14 protein-coding genes and 1 pseudogene are annotated in these 18,577 nt (G+C 50.9%); 5 read left to right on the top strand and 10 right to left on the bottom strand.

All coding sequences use genetic code 11. The features are described from left to right. Positions 1 to 89: 89 nt before the first annotated feature. The 3 genes from KNV97_RS03895 to KNV97_RS03885 all read right to left on the bottom strand — a co-directional run bounded on the left by KNV97_RS03895 (position 90) and on the right by KNV97_RS03885 (position 4,196). Complete coding sequence (locus KNV97_RS03895) at positions 90 to 1,049, bottom strand: transposase (protein WP_136483757.1); 960 nt, start codon at positions 1,047 to 1,049, stop codon at positions 90 to 92. A gap of 292 nt (positions 1,050 to 1,341) precedes the next feature. Next, a complete protein-coding gene (locus KNV97_RS03890) occupies positions 1,342 to 2,571 on the bottom strand; it encodes an aldose 1-epimerase family protein (protein WP_218561577.1) in 1,230 nt (409 codons plus the stop codon). A gap of 251 nt (positions 2,572 to 2,822) precedes the next feature. Beyond that, on the bottom strand, positions 2,823 to 4,196 hold the full coding sequence (locus tag KNV97_RS03885) for an aminotransferase-like domain-containing protein (RefSeq protein WP_218561576.1): 1,374 nt from the start codon (positions 4,194 to 4,196) through the stop codon (positions 2,823 to 2,825). 108 nt (positions 4,197 to 4,304) lie between these two features. Between KNV97_RS03885 and KNV97_RS03880 the strand changes: the two genes are divergently transcribed. Next, on the top strand, positions 4,305 to 5,207 hold the full coding sequence (locus tag KNV97_RS03880; protein ID WP_218561575.1) for an EamA family transporter: 903 nt from the start codon (positions 4,305 to 4,307) through the stop codon (positions 5,205 to 5,207). 276 nt (positions 5,208 to 5,483) lie between these two features. On the opposite strand, the gene rarD is transcribed toward KNV97_RS03880, so the two are convergent. Further along, positions 5,484 to 6,404 carry an EamA family transporter RarD gene (rarD, locus tag KNV97_RS03875; protein ID WP_218561574.1) on the bottom strand — a complete coding sequence of 307 codons (921 nt, stop codon included), beginning with the start codon at positions 6,402 to 6,404 and terminating at the stop codon, positions 5,484 to 5,486. A 112-nt stretch (positions 6,405 to 6,516) separates the two neighbouring features. Here rarD and KNV97_RS03870 point away from each other — a divergent pair, with 112 nt between their 5' ends. Next, a complete protein-coding gene (locus tag KNV97_RS03870) occupies positions 6,517 to 6,984 on the top strand; it encodes an Lrp/AsnC family transcriptional regulator (protein WP_218561573.1) in 468 nt (155 codons plus the stop codon). Between the two features lie 158 nt (positions 6,985 to 7,142). On the opposite strand, the gene mqo is transcribed toward KNV97_RS03870, so the two are convergent. After that, positions 7,143 to 8,747, bottom strand: a complete 1,605-nt coding sequence (gene mqo / locus KNV97_RS03865; RefSeq protein ID WP_218561572.1) for a malate dehydrogenase (quinone) — start codon at positions 8,745 to 8,747, stop codon at positions 7,143 to 7,145. Positions 8,748 to 9,435: 688 nt separating this feature from the next. Further along, positions 9,436 to 10,467 carry a helix-turn-helix domain-containing protein gene (locus KNV97_RS03860; protein ID WP_218561571.1) on the bottom strand — a complete coding sequence of 344 codons (1,032 nt, stop codon included), beginning with the start codon at positions 10,465 to 10,467 and terminating at the stop codon, positions 9,436 to 9,438. Between the two features lie 223 nt (positions 10,468 to 10,690). On the opposite strand from KNV97_RS03860, the gene KNV97_RS03855 reads away from it, so the two are divergent. Both KNV97_RS03855 and KNV97_RS03850 read left to right on the top strand, forming a co-directional pair. Further along, complete coding sequence (locus KNV97_RS03855; RefSeq protein WP_218561570.1) at positions 10,691 to 11,047, top strand: DUF805 domain-containing protein; 357 nt, start codon at positions 10,691 to 10,693, stop codon at positions 11,045 to 11,047. Continuing rightward, positions 11,044 to 11,589, top strand: a complete 546-nt coding sequence (locus tag KNV97_RS03850; protein WP_218561569.1) for a hypothetical protein — start codon at positions 11,044 to 11,046, stop codon at positions 11,587 to 11,589. The genes KNV97_RS03855 and KNV97_RS03850 overlap by 4 nt, the downstream gene beginning before the upstream one ends. Positions 11,590 to 11,658: 69 nt before the next feature. Here the strand turns inward: KNV97_RS03850 and KNV97_RS03845 are convergent, their stop codons facing one another. The 3 genes and pseudogenes from KNV97_RS03845 to ppsA all read right to left on the bottom strand — a co-directional run bounded on the left by KNV97_RS03845 (position 11,659) and on the right by ppsA (position 14,569). Next, positions 11,659 to 11,853 (bottom strand): hypothetical protein, encoded by a 195-nt coding sequence (locus KNV97_RS03845; RefSeq protein WP_218561568.1) that lies wholly within the window; start codon positions 11,851 to 11,853, stop codon positions 11,659 to 11,661. A 44-nt stretch (positions 11,854 to 11,897) separates the two neighbouring features. Then, complete coding sequence (locus KNV97_RS21905) at positions 11,898 to 12,020, bottom strand: hypothetical protein (protein ID WP_256611410.1); 123 nt, start codon at positions 12,018 to 12,020, stop codon at positions 11,898 to 11,900. Positions 12,021 to 12,195: 175 nt separating this feature from the next. Further along, positions 12,196 to 14,569 (bottom strand): annotated as a pseudogene (gene ppsA / locus KNV97_RS03840) (phosphoenolpyruvate synthase). A gap of 170 nt (positions 14,570 to 14,739) precedes the next feature. Between ppsA and ppsR the strand changes: the two are divergent. Beyond that, on the top strand, positions 14,740 to 15,573 hold the full coding sequence (ppsR, locus tag KNV97_RS03835) for a posphoenolpyruvate synthetase regulatory kinase/phosphorylase PpsR (RefSeq protein ID WP_136483768.1): 834 nt from the start codon (positions 14,740 to 14,742) through the stop codon (positions 15,571 to 15,573). A gap of 92 nt (positions 15,574 to 15,665) precedes the next feature. On the opposite strand, the gene KNV97_RS03830 is transcribed toward ppsR, so the two are convergent. Further along, positions 15,666 to 18,509: an FAD-binding and (Fe-S)-binding domain-containing protein gene (locus tag KNV97_RS03830; RefSeq protein WP_218561567.1), complete on the bottom strand. Its 2,844-nt coding sequence runs from the start codon at positions 18,507 to 18,509 to the stop codon at positions 15,666 to 15,668. Positions 18,510 to 18,577 lie beyond the last annotated feature (68 nt).

The raw sequence follows: 18,577 nt of genomic DNA, 5'->3' as shown, positions 1-18,577 counted from the left end.
AACCGTGCTGTAGCCACTAGAGCGAGTGATATGTTTAGCGGAGATCAAAATAGTGAGTATTGTAGGCGAGAGAGCGGACGTTATTGGGGTTAAGAGATCACCAGGCCTACCATGCGGCGGCGATTTAACCGGTTTTTGGCACTCAGTAATTTTTGTGCGCCACCTATCCACAAGCGTGGTTTCGCTTCGAGTTGGGTGCAAAGATAGAGACAATCATGTGCTGACAACGCCAAACGGGTGAGGATATCCGGTTGTGCAGAAGAGATATGCCCGGCCTTATCCGGCTTAATGTGTCTGCCTAGCCAATCCACCAGATGCAGATAATCTTGGAAGGAAAAAGGAAGGCCTTTGGTTTGCAAAGAGCCATTAAAGCCAACAAAATTAAGTAATGGCGGCGATTGAGTTAGACCTTTTGCCGCTTTACTCAGTCTCAGTTTGAGTGAAGTGTATCTGGATTTTTCCGGCGTTGATGCTTCTTTGGCTCGTACCGGGTTCAGGTCAACGTAAGCCATTGCTGCCAGGAGTGCCTTTTCATCCAGTAGCGCCTGGGACTTGAACCGCCCTTCCCAAAAATGTCCGGTACATTCGTCTTCTTTGTTCGCTTGAAGAGCGATATCAAAATTGAGTTCTTTCATAAACCAACTGAGAGAAGACAATCTTTCCCGCCATGTCTCTATGATTTTCATGCACTTATCATTTTCTGGCTGGGTTGTCTGAGCGGATTTAAATCGCTGTATGATTGCCGGTAAGTGGTGATCGATACTCCAGCGTTCGATGACTTCAGCCGGGGATAATGCTAACGCAGACTCGTGGTCAATACGCACCACCAAGTGGTAGTGGTTGCTCATTACAGCATAGGCGCAGATATCGATGCAGTAGATAGCTGCGAGATGAAGGATTTTGTCTTCGACCCATTGGCGGCGATGCTCGTAGGAACGACCAGAGACGTGATCCTGGCCGCATAAGAATGAACGTCGGACACAGCGTGACACGCAATGATAATAGGGCGTTATTTGCGGACAAATAAGTTTGGCACGGGCTGTGGTCATGATGGTCGACTCTTTTGTACAGGCATGGACAGATTGTGGATCCAATCAGAGTTTTCGCAACCGGAGATAAAAGAACTGCGGGTCAGCTTGGAGAGTCGTGCAATTTGGCTGTGGTTCAAGTATGAGAAATGCAGTGTTAGGGCAGAGCGTCTGTCCAGCTCTATTGGTCTTGATTACGGTGTCTTTCCACTTAAAAATCAGCGTCTGTCCCAGTTAAAAACATCTGTCCCACATACAATTGGGGGAGGGAGGACAACCGGCAGGGCGAATATTAACCCTGCCGGTTGTTCTATTAGTCTGCTTTGCTTAAATCAACCAGTGGTTGCGTAAGCTGTTTGAGTGGCGTCTGTCCCTGAATTTCCTTGACTTTGTTCACCGCCTGAGAGACTTCTTTGTTATTGCGCAGCACAGTGTATGTGACATCAAAGTGTTTGCTTTCGCCAGCCTTGATGGTCGGGACCAGCCCGAGCGGGCGCTGGTACTTGGTGTTATAGGCATAGCTTGTGCCCGGCTCAATGCCCGTCACATAGCCCTGTTGTTCGGTGTCGGTGTTTTTCCATAATGTCAGCACCGGTAACTGAGTGACGTTGTAGCCCAGCGCAACACCGCTAGAGCCGTTCTTGTTGTGTAAAACCGCCAGGCTGTTGCCGTCCGCATCACCGATTGGTTTGAGGTTAAATACCATCTCATCAAAGTTTTTTGTCGGGCCGAGGTAGGTTTGCCACTCTTTCAGGCCAGCCTTGGCGTAGTCATTGAAGGGAGAAATTTCACTCGCTGCGGCGATCACTTTCGCACCCTGTTCCAGGATGGGGCGGCCAAAGTTGGAGTGGTAGATGATCTGGTATTCATCGTCATAGTCTGCTTGGTTGGTCAGGGTGTCATGCAAGGAAAAGCGGTTAGAGCCCGGAGTCACCTCGAGTTTGGTCAGGGTAACCAACTCGGCTTTTTTGAAGGTACGTTCAGAGACTTCGCCTTCAATCGTTATTTTGTGCGGCGCAGCGTCATCAATAGTTACTTTGACGCTGGAAGCCGGTGTATTCTGCACGCGACCATGCAGGCTCAGCAGTTGTCCGTTGTCATCCACGCCAGGGTGTCCGGTCCATTCATAACCACAGCGCACCAGCATTTCATTAAATCCGTCCAGCCATCCCAGACCGTTGCGGCTTTCCAAATCGATAAAGGCCGGGTTAACCACTTCTTTGACCGGGGAGTCCCAGCCCAGAATACGTTTGCCATCCCGTTCGACCTTGAGTATCCCCATGCCGCGGGTTGGAACAAGAGTGATCGTCAGTTCACCATTATTAACGATGAGTACGTCCACCCCCAGCTGCTTTCCGCCATGCAGGCGGCGTTTTTCTACTGAGAAAGGCGTGTTAGCCGATAAACCTAACGATTGGTTGCTGACTTGCCAGTTGCCGACATCTTCACCGCTGGCAGAATTGGTTAGCACAAACTCAACGGCCTGAGTATTCATTGCGGCTAAACTGAGCAGGATGGCAGCGTACGAAGTTTTGATTTTCATGTTCTTTCCTTATCTTTTGTTGTTATTTTTAATAACTGAATCGATTCAGCAAAAACATACGCCTGATAAAGGGGAAGCGGCAATGTGCAACTGATAGCAATGTGATCTTGCTGGCAGTGATACGCGAAGTGAAGCTAAATTTTGATTGCTGAATCAACTTCAGCAATTCCGGAGGGCGAGTTGTGTTCCTGTCGCACAATAATATAGAGGCAAAACAGGACGTGTATTGTTAATTTACTGATAAATAAGGTTTATTCTATATGGTATTCGATAAGGTTTATTAGCTGTTGTAGCTCTTGTTTAATATACTCATCGAGCGCAAAGCCGATATTAATGCGCAGGCAGTCTCGATAGCGGTCCGATTCGGTAAACCAAGGGCCGATGCGGATATCCAGCCCCGCTTGTTCCGCGGCCTGGCCCAGGGCTTCCGTGTTCAGGCCAGGGATCTGAATCCACAGCACTAAGCCTCCATCGGGTTGGGTCATTCGACTGTCTGATGGCAGATGCTGGCTCAAATAATTTTGATAGCTTATTTTGTGCTGGTTAAGTTGCTGGCGCGCCCGCTTGAGATGAGTTGCGTAAGCGCCGCTGGCGATAAAATCTGCCAGAGCATACTGAATCAGGGTTGGAACGCCAAGCGCTCGGCGGTTGTACGCTGGGAAAAAGCGCCCGGGGCGGCACCAGCCGAGCCGGTAACTGGGTGACAAAGTTTTTGAGACCGAGCCGCACCACAGCATGTACCCTCCGTCGTCATGGTAACAGGCTGGCAGTGACGCCTGGCTGGCATGCGGTAGTTCAAAATAAACATCATCCTCAATGACAGGTACCTGATACTGATTCGCCAACTGTGCCAGTCTCTGTTTCTGGACATTGGAGAGCGTAATTCCTTGCGGATTCATATGGGTCGTGCAGAACAAGCCGGCTTGCACTTCGTGCTGTTGCAGTTTGGCTTCAAACTGGTCTAAATCAATTCCATCGGGCAGCGAAGGAATTTCAAGTACGCGCAGAGACAACTGGGCGAGCAAATCCAGTAATCCATTGTAGCAAGGTGAGCTCACCGCAACGGTATCGCCGGGACGGGTGCATATTTGCAGCGCGTGGCTGACCGCATCCATACAGCCGTGGGTAATCACCAGCTCGTGCTCGCTGAGTGGAAATCCGCTAAGGGTAAAGTGCTCAGCCAGTGCTATGCGTAAAGCGGATTCGCCCTGAGGTTCGGGGTAAAAGGTGATCTGTTCCGCCGCTCGTTTTATCGCGCGCCGCAAGCTACGCTCTAAAGCTCGCTGTGTCTGAGAATCTAATTGCAAGCGCGATGTGCCTAGCGGGCCACAGGGAGAGAGCGTACGCTGTCTGCTCACTGTTGGGGTGATGGGTTGACTGCTAAAAGGCTGCCAGTCAGGTGGCAGGGTACGGTGGGTGTGTCGCGTGATAAAAAAGCCTGATTGAGGACGAGCGATCAGCCAACCTTGCGACTCAAGTTCTGCGTAGCAACTGACGGCAGTGGAAATACTGACGCTGTGTTGTCTGGCAAACTGGCGCAAAGACAGCATGCGGTCGCCCGGATTAAGTTTTCCGGCCTCGATGTCCTGAATGAATCTGGTGGCCAGCTGTTTGTATCGGCTCATGCGGTGACCATCTCCACTGTACTGGTTAAAATTACAAAAATTGTATCTGTACTGCTTTTATCTGGCAAGCGACACTGAAACCCAGGCAAACAATGCGGAAAGATAACCATGCAGGGACGAGATTTACTGCTCATCATGAGTGTAATGGCCATTTGGGGCTTCAACTTTTCTATGATTAAACTTGGCGTCAGCGCACTAGACCCGCTGCTCATCGCTGCAGCGCGTTTCGTTTGTGCCACGTTTCCAATCATCTTTTTCATCCGGCGGCCGAATGTTGGTTGGCGTTATTTGGTGAGTTACGGTTTAGTGTTTGGCACCGGGATTTGGGGTATGGCGTCTTGCGCCATCACATTTGGTTTATCGTCGGGTATGGCATCAGTACTGCTGCAGACGGACGTTTTGACGACTGTCCTGGTCGGGGTCTTGGTGTACAAAGAGGTGATATCGCGCCGCATGGCTGCGGGTATTTTGCTGGCCTTAGCCGGGCTTGTGGTGTCAATTATTTACACCAACGGAAACGTGACCTGGAGCGGGGTGATGTTCATCATGATCTCGGCGGTGTGCTGGCCTTTGGCAGGAGTGATTGTGCGCCAGTCAGGTACCCGTCAGGCATTTGCTTTTAATATCTGGGGGATGTTGTTTGCTCCTGTGCCTTTAATTGTACTGAGTGTGGCATTCAATGGCTGGGACGGCGTTGTCGCAACCTATCAGCATTGGAGTATCAATGCCTGGATATCGGTTCTGTTCCAGGCGTACCCGACCACCTTATTTGGCTATTGGGTATGGAACAAAATGGTCCTTAAATATCCAATGAGTCAATTGGCACCCATGACACTCATGGTGACTGTATTTGCGTTGCTGAGTGGGTATCTTATTTACGGTGAACAGCTGTCGGCTGCACAGTGGGTCGCGTGCAGTGCGTTTCTGAGCGGTATCATATTGGTTCTCTACCCGCAGCGGGCAGTCTCCCGCGCGGCGCAATCAGAGCGCCTGCGTCCCACGGCATTATAGTGCCAGATTAAGCGGTGAAATCAGTGCGGATTTTCAGCCGATCGCTCGGTACCTTGTTGGGCGGAATGGTGTTGGGGACAGACGCCGTTGTTTTGGGGCAGACATCGTTTTAGGGACAGACGTTCATGTTCAACATAGACCTGGGCGCGGCCGGTCATGCCACACGATGGCAGTTCGTGCTTCTGCCACCAGAACACCACTCGACTGGGCGTGTGTCCCGTTTGTCTGTGGATGGTGGGTGTCTGTCCCGGTTGTCCGGGGGGCAAATGCTATGGGTTACGAATGACGGCTTATTTTGAGTTGGGTGCGCGTGTTTTTTAGCCCGCGAATTCCTTCGATGACTAACGCCATAACCGCCAGCCAGATTGCGATGTAGGTCGGCCATTCTTTAGGGCTGATGGATTCACCCAGTAACAGCGCCACGAATAGCAGCATAACGGGTTCAACGTAAATCAATAAACCAAATAAGCTGAGATTGAGATGAGGCGCGGAAAGGGATTGAAACGCCAGCGCCATAGCGCTGATAATCCCAAGCCCGAATACCAGCCACAGCAGTTGGTAGCTGGTGGTCAAGGTTGAAAGTACATCCCCGCTGTGTATCAGACAATACAGGCTGAATGGTACGCTCAGCAGCATATCAAACCAGACTCCGCCGATACTGTTAGTATCGGTTTTCAGCCGCAGCCAGAAATAGACTGGGTAGCACAGGCAAATTGCCAGCGTAGGCCAGGCCAAGGTTTGAGAAATAATCAGTTGATTCAGAACCCCTATGACTGCGAAGCCGCATGCCAGTTGCTGTAAGCGTGACATTTTGTCGTTGAACGCAAACCTGCCGACCACAACCATGGTAATCGGCATCATAAAGTAGCCGAGTGAGACAGCCAGGCCGTAGCCGTTCACCGGAGCCCACATGAATAACCATAACTGTAGCCCGACCAGAAATGATGACAGCATGCGCGTTGCCCAGAAATAACGCTCATTGATGATGCGGCGCAATATGGTAGTCACTTGCGGCCAGTAACCGCGCATAACAATAAACAGAGTCAGCAGAGGCAGGGTTAACACAATACGCCAGCCATAAATTTCCGTGCCCTCGACGTCTTTCAGCAGAGCAGTATAAGCAAACATCAGGGCAAAGAAGCCTGATGCGATAACGTTGAGAGTGACACCCAGAGCGGTGTTCGTTTGAGTCTGCATGGTTCAGGTCTGTGATCATTTCGATAGAGAGATATTTTATTGCGTATTACTTGATAAAGGTGCTCTAAATACATAGTGTTTATGAGAAATTTTCTCATGAAGTGAGGCGGGCATGACATTAGATAAGTACGATTACTCAATATTGCAGCAGCTGCAGTACAATTGCCAAACTCCGTTACGTGAGTTGGCGGAGATGGTGCATTTGTCGACAGCTTCGGTACAGCGTCGTATCCAGAAACTTAAGGATAACGGCTATATCCAGGCTAGCGTTGCGCTGCTGGACCCGAATAAACTCAACCAGGTGATCACGATTCTGGTGGAAGTGCAGGCCGACAAAACCCACAGCACCGATCTGCAACTATTAAAACACAGTTTTTCCGGACCGGAAGTTCAGCAGTGTTATTACGTGACCGGAGAGGCCGACTTCATGTTGGTACTGCTGGTACCTAACATGCAACGTTTTCAGCAAATCTGCGATAAATTATTTCACTCGAATCCTAACGTGAAGTGGTTTCGCACCATAGTTGCACTGGATCGGGTTAAAGCCACCTTGTCCGTACCGATTGAGTCGATTGGATAAATCAGCACCCAGGTAAATACCAATGGTCATCGTATTTTCTTCGGTTCCGGGGCGTGATTTTTGCTGTGTGTCCCGTTTGTACTGGTGATTGACATCAGTCATGATGCGGGATCAAAAATGCCGCCCGGTTGGGCGGCATGGGTCGAATGAATAACAGTTTAAGCCTGAGTGGCAACAGCTTGCTGATTGTCCTGCACGCTCTGAGCTTTCGCGGCGCGAATCTCAAGCAGATCCTGCTCAAGCTGCAGTACCTGGCTGGTCTCAAGCAGAATTCTCTGGTTGAGCTCTGGATTATCTTGCAGTGACTGACCGTAAGAAGGGACCATGGCTTTGATCTTACTTTGCCATTTATCGGAAGCCATTTGGTCGGCAAAACAGCGCTCCAGCAGTTCCAGCATTACAGAGGCTGAAACAGAAGCGCCCGGGGATGCGCCAAGCAGCGCAGTCAGGCTGCCATCTTCGGCGTGTACCAGCTCTGAGCCCAGATGGAGTTCCCCACCTTTACCCGGGACATTCTTGATTATTTGCACGCGTTGGCCAGCCTGCCATAGAGTCCAGTCTTCAGCCTTGGCATTGGGGAAGAATTCACGTAATGCGTTAATACGATCTTCATTGCTTTGTACGAGCTGACCGACTAAATATTTGACCAGGTCAAAACTTTTCAGGCCGACCTGAGTCATCGGCAATACATTTGACGGGCGTACGGAGCCAAACAGATCCAGTAACGAACCCTCCTTAAGGAATTTACTCGAGAAGCTGGCAAATGGGCCAAACAACACCACTTTTTTCCCATCGATGATACGGGTGTCCATATGCGGTACTGACATCGGTGGCGCGCCGACTGCCGCTTTACCGTACACTTTGGCGCGGTGTTGGTTGACGATATCCGGATTGTCGGAAACGATAAACTGGCCGCCGACCGGGAAACCCGCATAGGCACGAGCTTCAGGAATCCCTGATTTTTGCAGCAGAGTCAGTGAAGCGCCGCCAGCACCAATAAACACATACTTGCTATGCACAGTACGCGTGGTATTGGTGGTCAGATCTTTCACTGTAACTTTCCAGGTCCCATCTTTTTGACGTTTAAGCGTGCGCACTTCATGCTGCATGCTGAGCGCAAAGTTTTCACTTTGCTGCAGAATATCGACCATATGGTGGGTCAGGGCACCGAAGTTAACATCGGTACCAAAGCGTGAGCGGGTCGCAGCAATCGGCTGATTTGGATCACGATTTTCCATCAGGAGCGGAGCCCAGGATTTGATCTGTTCACGGTCCTCAGAGAAAACCATGCCGTCAAACAGAGGACTAGTGCGCAGACGCTGATAACGCTTGCGCAAAAATTCTACGTTGTGCTCACCGGTCACAAAACTCATGTGAGGAACACTGTTGATGAAGGTAGCCGGGTCTTTAATCAAACCTTCCTGGACCAAATATGCCCAGAACTGGCGTGAAAGCTGGAATTGCTGGTAAATATTAGCCGCTTTGCCCATCTTGACTTCGCCGTCAGGCGTTTGAGGGGTGTAATTTGATTCCGCTAATGCTGAATGTCCGGTTCCAGCGTTATTCCAACCATTTGAGCTTTCCTGAGCGACTTCGTCCAGACGCTCAAACATTTCGATAGTCCAGCTTGGCTCAAGTTGCTGGATAAAGGTGCCGAGCGTTGCGCTCATGATACCGCCACCGATAAGAACCACATCGACCAGTTTTTCAGACGTAGCAGAGCCGAACTGGTTGAATCCTTTTTGACCAGATACCTTCTTCATGGGACTTAAATCTCTCTCAATTGCAGATAATAACTACTCCGTTATCCGCCCTGACCACTAGATAGCCGTCGTCCAATATTTTTTATTTGGTTTTTTATTGAACGGGGTGTTCTAGAACATCCTTTGGCTCCAGCGACAGACAACGTGTTTAGTTGATGAGTTTGGTAACTAAACAACCAAAACAGTATAAGTGTTACATATTTTTGATGATTTTTTTAGCAAAAAAAGCACAACTAATGCGATAAAGTTTGCGATATAACAATTATTTAACAACAAAGGTGCCACAACAGGACTAATGAATAGTTAGGGTGAATCATTAATAATTCAATCAATTGTATTAATAAATGATGTAAAAAACCTACGTAATATCGCTAGATTTTATTTGTGACAACTATGTTAAAATCAGTGTTTATTGATAGCGCTTTCACATACACTCGGCATGGTTATTTCAGCTGTTCTAAACAGGCAACAACAGAGGTGGAGCACAATGCGTCACGATCAGTTTAAGGGCGGTTGGCACCTGACTGTGGGTCAATCAGATTGCGGTCATTCCGCACTTTTTGAGGGTGTCTGTCCCACTTTTTGTCTGTCCCACTTTTTGAGGACGTCTGTCCTGCTTGATGTTTGTGTGGACGGCGTCCGTTCCGGTTAATGGTTGCGGCCTGACAATCGTGGCTGGCGATAATACTTATTCGGCTTGCATGGTGCGACGATAAGCGCTGGGTGTCTGTCCTGTGACGCGGCTGAATTCGCGATTAAAGTTGGACTTGGTTTGAAAGCCGGATCTGAGGTAAACCTGGGTAATACTCTCATCACTGTTTACCAGATACTGTTTGGCGTGTTCAATCCGGTATTCGTTCAGCAGTTTGGAAATATTACGGCCGTGGATCTGGTTGACTGCGGCCGAGATCTGTTTGGCCGGGATCGTCAGCTTTCTCGCCAGACGATCAAGTGTGAGATCCGGGTCGAGATAGGCTTGCTGGGTATGCATCAGATCGTTGAGTTTGAGCACGATAGCCTGCGCATCACTGGTAGCCATCGCTGAGGTTGTTTTTACTGTTGCTACTGGTGCTGTCTCTGCTTGGCTGCGGCTATTTAGCTCGTCAGACAAAGTACTGCGGCTGACCAGGATTACGCTGAGGGCCAGAAGCGGCAGCAACACGCTGTAGCCAATGGCGAGGATATACATGGCATATCGGCCAGAGTTGAAGCTGAAATCAATGCTCAGCGCACCGTCAATACAGGCTGAGAACAGCAGTATACAACCGGCCAACTGCTCGGCATAACGAACCTTGTCCAAATCAGATACGCGTACTTGCTGCGCTTCAGCGCGCGATGAGTAGAGCAGTCGTATGCCGTAGCCGATATAGAGCAGGGTTAACATTAAGTCGAGCGGTGCATGCCAGTAAGGATAGCTGAATACCGCGAAAGTGATACACATCGGACCAGACCAGTGCAACAGTGACAGTCGTCCTGTTTGATGGGCACGCTGGAAACAGTACCAGGCGGTCATCGGCACCAGAGAGGCTAAGATCGGCTGCAATAAGCGCAACAGAGTTAAATCTAAACTCCAGCGCATTCCCACCACGGCGGTTGTTACCGCACATAACGCGCTAAAGCCGCTGGCCGGTTTGCTGTCATTCTCTGGTTTGCACCACAAGATGACGGCAAGCAGCATTAACAGCATAGAGACCACAAACGGCAATGGGATCGCGATCATCGGTTTTCCTTATCTTGGCATGATGGAATGTGTGCAATGGCAAAGCTTTACTTGCGCTAGCCTAACCATTACCTCGCCCGGAGTGAAGCTCAAATGGACTGAAACCAGATTCAGGCAGACCTAAAACCGGTTTGAGGACGCAAAGAAGCCTTTCTATCGCGATAGTGAGCTGACTGCGTGATGAATGCAGTTTGTCTGTTTAACCCGTGAAGGAGCTGAAACTATGAAATGGTATTGGTTGGCCTGGCAGCATGGACTGGATTTTTCCGGCCGTGTCCCGCGCCATGCTTATTGGGCCTTTTTTGCAGTCAACCTGGTGGTGAGTCTGCTGTTGATCGCGCTCGATATTCACCAAGCGTCAATATGGTCCGCGTGGCTCGAAATAGGTTACAGCGTCGCAAGCTTTTTACCACTGCTGGCACTGACGGTGCGTCGTCTGCATGACCTTGGCCACAGTGGTTGGTGGAGTCTGGTGTTTTTGGTGCCTGCGATTGGCGTGCTGATTTTACTGGTACTGATGTTACTGCCAGGTGAGAAACAGGCCAATCAGTATGGTCTGGCAGGGGAGGAGAAGATATGAAGCGATGGACGGCGGTTTTGCTGGGCGGGTATTTAACACTGATTAGTGCGAGCGTTTGGTCGGAGGGTAAATCGGAAGTGATTAATCACTTACCCGCTGGCTTAGAGGGGATGGTGATCATACCCAAGGCTGCGCATGGGCATTTATTGTACTTACATGGCCTGGCCGGAGAAGGACGCTATCTAAGCCGCAATGAGCACGGCGAGCTGTGTATATTGGCACCGCTGCCTATGATTGCCGGTAATACCCGCCTCGGGACGATTGGTATTGATGAAAGCGGCCCGGTCATTCTCAATATTTACAATCCGGTTCTGGCGCGCCAGATCAGACACGGGCAGCAGATCGAAAGCCGGCAATGGCGAGTTGCTTTGCCTCACGCAAAACAAACAGCTGATATCGAGATTGCCAATGGCCTGGATAGCGAGATGGATTTCATTATTAATCCGCGCCGACGCTGGACGTCGTGGCTGCGCGGTGGTGAACCTCAACCGAGTTGTAAGACAATCGCTGGCGGGCCGACTGACAGTACGCCGCTAAGATAAATACAGTCAGTGGATGAGTGCCAGTATCACCATGTGTGCTGTGATACTGGCGCATTATATCGCTAAAGCTTAATGACGGCTGAACGTGGCTGACAGTTGGGTCAAGCGCGCGGTATCTTGTTTGATATTGACGATGCTGTTTTCAATGTCGGCGACACTGTGTTGTGACTGTTCGGTGGCCTGATGAATCGCCGCTATACTGTCGGTGTGAGGCTGACAGGTACTGGATAGCTCTTCCATTGCTGTGGCTATCTGTCCGGACATTTGGGTAATTTGCCCCAGCAGAGTGCCGATATTGAGTGTCGATTCTAGACTTTGAGTACTATGATCAACGCAGGTAGTAACGTCATCCAGACACTGGCATAAATCGTCTGTGAGATCCCTTTTTGTTTATCGACCATGGTCTGGATTTTATTCAGAAAGCCGTTCATGGAATATGGGATAGAACCTGAATTTATTGCGTGATTCAAATTAATGTATAGGAATGGCTATTTGGCTGGAAATAGTATGATTTGTGGAAAAAAGAAATATTCATTGTTTTTTGTTAACCAGGACACAAAAAAACGCCGGCGATGACCGGCGTTTTTCTCATTTAAGCAGCGCTAATTATTTGTCTGTGACTTCACCCAGTTTAATCCAGGTGTCAATCACAGTATCTGGGTTCAATGATACTGAGCTGATGCCCTGTTCCATTAACCACTCAGCCAGATCTTCATGGTCAGAAGGTCCTTGGCCACAAATACCGACGTATTTACCGGCTTTGGTTGCCGCATCGATCGCCATCTTCAGCATCACTTTGACTGCCGGGTTACGCTCGTCGAACAGATGAGCAACGTCGCCGGAGTCACGGTCAAGACCCAGTGTCAGCTGAGTCATGTCGTTGGAGCCGATAGAGAAACCGTCAAAGTACTTGAGGAACTCGTCAGCCAGTACGGCGTTCGATGGCAGTTCGCACATCATGATGACTTTGAGGCCCTGTTCGCCGCGGCGCAGACCAAACTTAGCCAGAATGTCGATCACCGAGGCCGCTTCGCTTGGAGTACGCACGAACGGGATCATGATCTCAACGTTTTTCAGGCCCATTTCGTTACGCACGCGTTTCACCGCCTGAGTTTCCAGCTCGAAACAGTCTTCGAATACCGGCGAGATGTAACGTGATGCACCACGGAAGCCCAGCATCGGGTTTTCTTCGTGCGGTTCGTAGTTTTTACCACCGACTAGGTTGCTGTATTCGTTTGACTTGAAGTCAGACATACGCACGATGACGCGTTTTGGCCAGAAAGCGGCCGCGATGGTCGCGATGCCTTCGGTCAGTTTGCTGACGTAGAAATCAATCGGATCTTTGTAACCGCGGATACGCTGGTTGATTTCTGCTTTCAGTTCGTCGGTTTGCGCGTCGAAGTTCAACAGTGCTTTCGGGTGAATACCAATCATCTTATTGATAATGAATTCGAGACGAGCCAGACCAACGCCTTCGTTCGGGATCTGTGCGAAATCGAAAGCACGATCCGGGTTCCCCACGTTCATCATCACTTTGGTTGGCAGCAGTGGCAGTTCATCCACGGAAGAGCGGCGGATTTCAAAGTCCAGCAGGCCGTTGTAGACATAGCCGGTTTCACCTTCTGCACAAGAGACAGTCACAGTCGCGCCGTCGGTTAGCGTGCTGGTGGCGTTACCACAACCTACGATCGCCGGAATACCCAGTTCACGAGCGATGATGGCAGCGTGACAGGTACGGCCGCCGCGGTTGGTGACAATCGCGGAAGCTTTCTTCATTACCGGTTCCCAGTCAGGGTCGGTCATGTCAGTCACCAGAATGTCACCGGTTTGCACCAGAGACATCTGATCCAGCGAATCAACCAGACGCACAGTACCGCTACCGATACGCTGGCCGATAGCACGGCCTTCGATCAGCACGTCGGCTTTGTTGTTCAGTTCGTAACGTTCAATCACGTTCTGCTCGCTCTGGGAGCAGACGGTTTCCGGACGGGCCTGTACGATGTACAGCTTGCCATCGATACCATCTTTCGCCCATTCAATGTCCATCGGACGCTGGTAGTGCTTCTCGATGATCAACGCCTGTTTAGCCAGTTCTTTGATTTCGTCGTCGGTCAGAGAGAATTCGTTGCGCTCTTGTTCAGAGGTATCGACGATTTCCACCTGTTTGCCGATTTCCTGGCTGTTTGCGTAGATCATTTTGATCTGTTTCGATCCGAAGGTTTTCTTCACGATCGGTGCCTGACCCGCTTCAAGCAGCGGTTTGTGCACGTAGAACTCATCCGGGTTAACCGCACCCTGAACCACCATTTCGCCCAGACCCCAGGCTGAGGTGATGAATACTACCTGGTCGAAGCCAGATTCCGTATCCAGAGTGAACATGACACCGGAAGATGCTTTGTCTGAACGTACCATGCGCTGAATACCGGCAGACAGTGAAATACCGCGATGGTCAAAACCCTGGTGTACACGGTAAGAGATGGCACGGTCGTTAAACAGCGATGCGTAAACGTGTTTGGTGGCTTCCAGAACGGCATCAATGCCTTTCACATTGAGGAAAGTTTCCTGCTGGCCGGCAAATGAGGCATCTGGCAGGTCTTCTGCAGTGGCGGATGAACGCACTGCCACAGAGAGATCCTGGTTACCTTCGATCAATGTTTCATAGTTGTCGCGAATGTCGCGCTCCAGATCGGCAGGGAAGGGGGGCATCCAGTACCCATTGACGAATCGTGGCACCGGTTTTACGCAGCGCGTCAACATCTTCGACGTCCAGAGCGTCCAGTAATTCGTGAATGCGATCATCCAGCCCTTCAAAATCAAGGAACTGGTTGAATGCGTAAGAGGTGGTTGCAAAACCATTAGGAACCGAAACACCGGCGTTGGCTAGGTTAGATACCATTTCGCCGAGTGATGCATTTTTACCGCCGACTTTGTCGACATCTTCCATGGACAGGCCATTATACCAGAGGGTGTTGTTTTGCATGTCTTTCTCCAGAACATTGCAGCTTTGTAGGGTGGCAATCGATTACGCATCAGCTTTAAAAAAATCCACAGGAAATTTTTAAAGCTGTGGGGGCGTAATGGTATGCCGGGTTTTATTATCGGTATTATGTGTAACATCCTAATCAAGTTATTTTTAAGTTTTAAACAAAAATGCATACAGAAAGTCAAAGTCGTGATGTATTCTACGTTTCCGATGGAACGGCCATCACTTGTGAAACCGTTGGTCACGTGGTTCTGGGACAATTCCCGTTTCCGGCCAACGAACAAACCTTCCCGTTTATCGAATCCAGCGACAAGCTCAGCGAGCTGATCAAACAGATTGAGCTCTCTTACACCCGCAATGGTGTGCGTCCGCTGGTGTTCTTTTCTATGGTCGTTCCCGAACTGCGCGAGCGCCTGCTGAATGCGCCAGCTTATTGCTATGATGTGCTGGACAGCATAGTGCAGCGTGTCAGAGACGATATTCAGATGGAGCCGGTGCCGAAGTTGCAGCGCTCGCGTAGTGTCGGTAAAGACACCAATACCTATTTTGACCGTATTGCGGCGATAGAATACACCCTGGCGCACGACGACGGTGTGTCACTCAAGGGGCTCGAGCAGGCGGATATTATCCTGCTCGGCGTATCGCGCAGCGGCAAAACGCCAACCAGCCTTTACATGGCGATGCAGTTTGGCCTGCGTGTCGTCAATTACCCGTTTATTGCCGATGACATCCGCGCGCTGCGCCTGTTGCCTGAGTTTGAGATGCATCGCCACAAGTTGTTCGGTCTCACTATTGACGCCGAGCGTCTGACCGAAATTCGTGAAAACCGTCTCGCCGGCTCCAATTACGCCAGCACTCAACAGTGTCAGACTGAACTGGCGACTGTTGAGGGATTGTTCCGGCGCGAAGCGATTCCTTACATCAATACCTCGTCGTTATCGGTGGAAGAGATTTCGACCCGCATTCTGGAGAAATCCGGCCTCAAACGCCGTCTGTTCTGAGCATCGTCTGCTGGCTCTTAGCTTTATCACAAGGCGCTCCGGGGAGCGCCTTGCTGATTGTGGCCTTTTACCTCTGTCGTGCCTGATTAGTGTCAGTTGACCAGCGGGCGGGCCACTTCATCCACCAGATACAAGATGGATTGATAAGGGATGCCGCTATGATGCGACAAACCGATTTCACAGGTACGGCTGTTACTGAACCCGCGCGTGCAATGCTCTGGTACCTGCTCTCTGAGCGGCTTAACCGCTGCTGCATTGAGCTCTGGCGTGGTAAAACCTTTATCACCGGCCCAGCCGCAGCACTGAATATGTTCAGGTACCACGACTTCTGACGCGCAGGCTTTGGCCAAAGCCAGCATGGCGTTTTCCAGCCCCAGGCGGCGTGCACTGCAGGTAATGTGCAGCATCACTGTTTCATCTTTCGGCGTGATCGCCAGATGATCGAGCAGGTATTTACTGACAAATCCAGCCGGTTCAAGCACCTCGAGCGGTTGAGTAAACTGCTCAATGCTGCGTTTGGCACACGGACTGGTGTCCATCAGCACCGGATATTCCCCCTGCCTGCTGGCCTGCCAGATGGCTTGTTCCAGCTGCTGCGCCTTACTGCTGGCCAGTTCACTCATCCCTTTGCTGTCATAGGGCATACCGCAGCACAGCTCACTGAGCGCATCCGGCAGTATCACTTCATAACCGGCTTTGTTGAGCAGCGACAAGATTACTTCTGTCAGCGGACGTTGATCCTGCGCATCTTGTTGCTGGCCCATATTGCGGCTGGCACAAGAAGGTACGTAGACCACTTTCTTTTCTCGTTGCGGAAGATTGTATGCCGCCCGCTCAAGTGGGTGCGTGTTTGCCTGCGGCATTTCCGGTATCCAGAGCGGCGTTTTGCCTTTGGTCAGGCGACGCAATCCGTTGCTCAGGCCGGCGACGGTTTTTGCGCCCAGAGTATTGGTCGCCAGTTGATTGGCTTTGAGGCCGGTTCTGGCCAGCGCGGTGGTGGTGGCAAAGTGATCGGCGGTCCAGCGCGCGATTGGGGTAAATTTTTCGTATTTGGCGCTGCGCAGTTTTTTGACCAGATCGCCAGTGTTGATGCCGACCGGACAACGCTCGGCACATAAGCCGGTTGCCGCACAGGTATCCATACCCTGGTACTCGAAGACTTTGGCCAGTTCACTCGCTTCGACCTCTTCTCCGGCTGCCCGGCGACGCTGCAGTTCGCGATACAACACGATACGCTGGCGCGGTGACAGGCTCAGTGTGCGTGACGGGCAGACCGGTTCACAAAATCCGCACTCAATACAGCGGTTAACCAGATCGTCAGCGGCAGGCATAGGTTTGAGATGACTGATATGGGAGTGAGGATCGTCATTGATAATGACGCCGGGATTGAGCAGTCCGTGCGGGTCAAATAAGGCTTTGATTTTCTGCATTAGCGCATAACCGTCTTTGCCCCATTCCAGCTCAACATAGGGAGCCATGTTGCGTCCGGTGCCGTGTTCGGCCTTAAGTGAGCCCTGATATTTCACCGCGACCAGATCAGCGACCTCATCCATAAAGGCGCCGTAGCGATCGATTTCCTGCTGACTTTCAAACCCCTGGGTAAAGACAAAATGCAGGTTGCCTTCCAGCGCATGGCCAAAAATGATCGCTTCACTATAGTGGTATTTATCAAACAGCGTCTGCAGATCGCGCACACCCGATGCCAGATATTCGACCGGGAAAGCGACATCTTCAATAATCACGGTCGTACCGACTTCACGCACTGCGCCCACCGCGGGGAACATGCCTTTACGTATCCCCCACAGGGTCGCGACCATGCGGTTATCGGACGTAAACGGCACGGACTCCAGAATCTGATAATCACTCAGGGCGGCAAGAATCTGGTCGCATTGTGCCTGCAGGGTTGCATCATCACTGGCATGAGTTTCAATCAGTAGAGAAGCGGCTTCCAGATCCAGGTTGGCAATAAAGGCTGGCATGCCTTTTTGGTCTGCGACTGAACGCATGGCGCGCCCGTCCATCATCTCCACGGCAGCGACGGGTGTGTGAGAGAGCTTCGTCACGGCCTGGCTGGCCTGCTCAATATCGGCAAACACCAGCAGAGCTGACGCTTTGTGGCTATGCTCAATGACGGTGTTATAGGTAATTTCCGCGATGAATCCCAATGTACCCTCGGAACCTATCATCAGGTGTTCCAGAACTTCAATCGGGTCGCTGAAATCGACCAGCGCATTCAGCGCGTAGCCGGTCGTATTTTTTAAGCGATATTTGTGACGAATACGTTCGCTCAGTTCCGTATTGGCCAAGGTTTCGGCGCACAGTGCCTGCAGCCCTGCGACTAACTGCGGTTTGTGCTGTTTAAAGCGTGTGACACTGGCCTCATCACGGGTATCGAGCACAAAACCATCGGCAAAGACCACTTTCATACTGTCCACGGTGTGGTATGAGTTTTGTGCGGTACCGCAGCACATGCCGCTCGAGTTGTTGGCGGCGATACCACCGATTTTGCAACTATTGATCGAGGCAGGATCCGGGCCGATTTTACGTTGGTAGGGGGCAAGATATTTATTGGCATCTGAGCCGATGACGCCGGGCTGCAGGAGAATCTTGTGGCCATCATCGAGGATCTGGTGACCGCGCCAGTCGTCGGTCAGGGTGATCAGCACTGAGTCCGACACGGCCTGGCCCGATAAGCTGGTTCCCGCTGCACGGAAGGTAAAATGGATACCGAGCGCAGCGCAGCTCTCAATGGCAAAAATGACCTCCTGCAGAGAGTTGAGGCGCAGCACTATTTTCGGTACCAGACGATAAAAACTGGCATCGGTGCCGTAGGCCAGACGTTTGGCTTGCTGAGTAATGATGCGCTCGGCGTCAATTTGGCTACTGAGCCGTTGTTCAAGTTGCTGATATTGAGCTGCAGAAGGTGACTTGTTCATATGACTTCCTGTTTTTATTCAGGCTCTCAGTACCGGAGGCTGAAAGCCTGCTTTTTTGTCTGTTGATC

Origin of the sequence: Vibrio ostreae, from assembly GCF_019226825.1 — a bacterium.
In the GTDB taxonomy this organism is placed as follows: Bacteria; Pseudomonadota; Gammaproteobacteria; order Enterobacterales; family Vibrionaceae; genus Vibrio; species Vibrio ostreae.
Note: the sequence above shows the minus strand (reverse complement) of the source record. Positions and strands in the feature narration are given on the sequence as shown.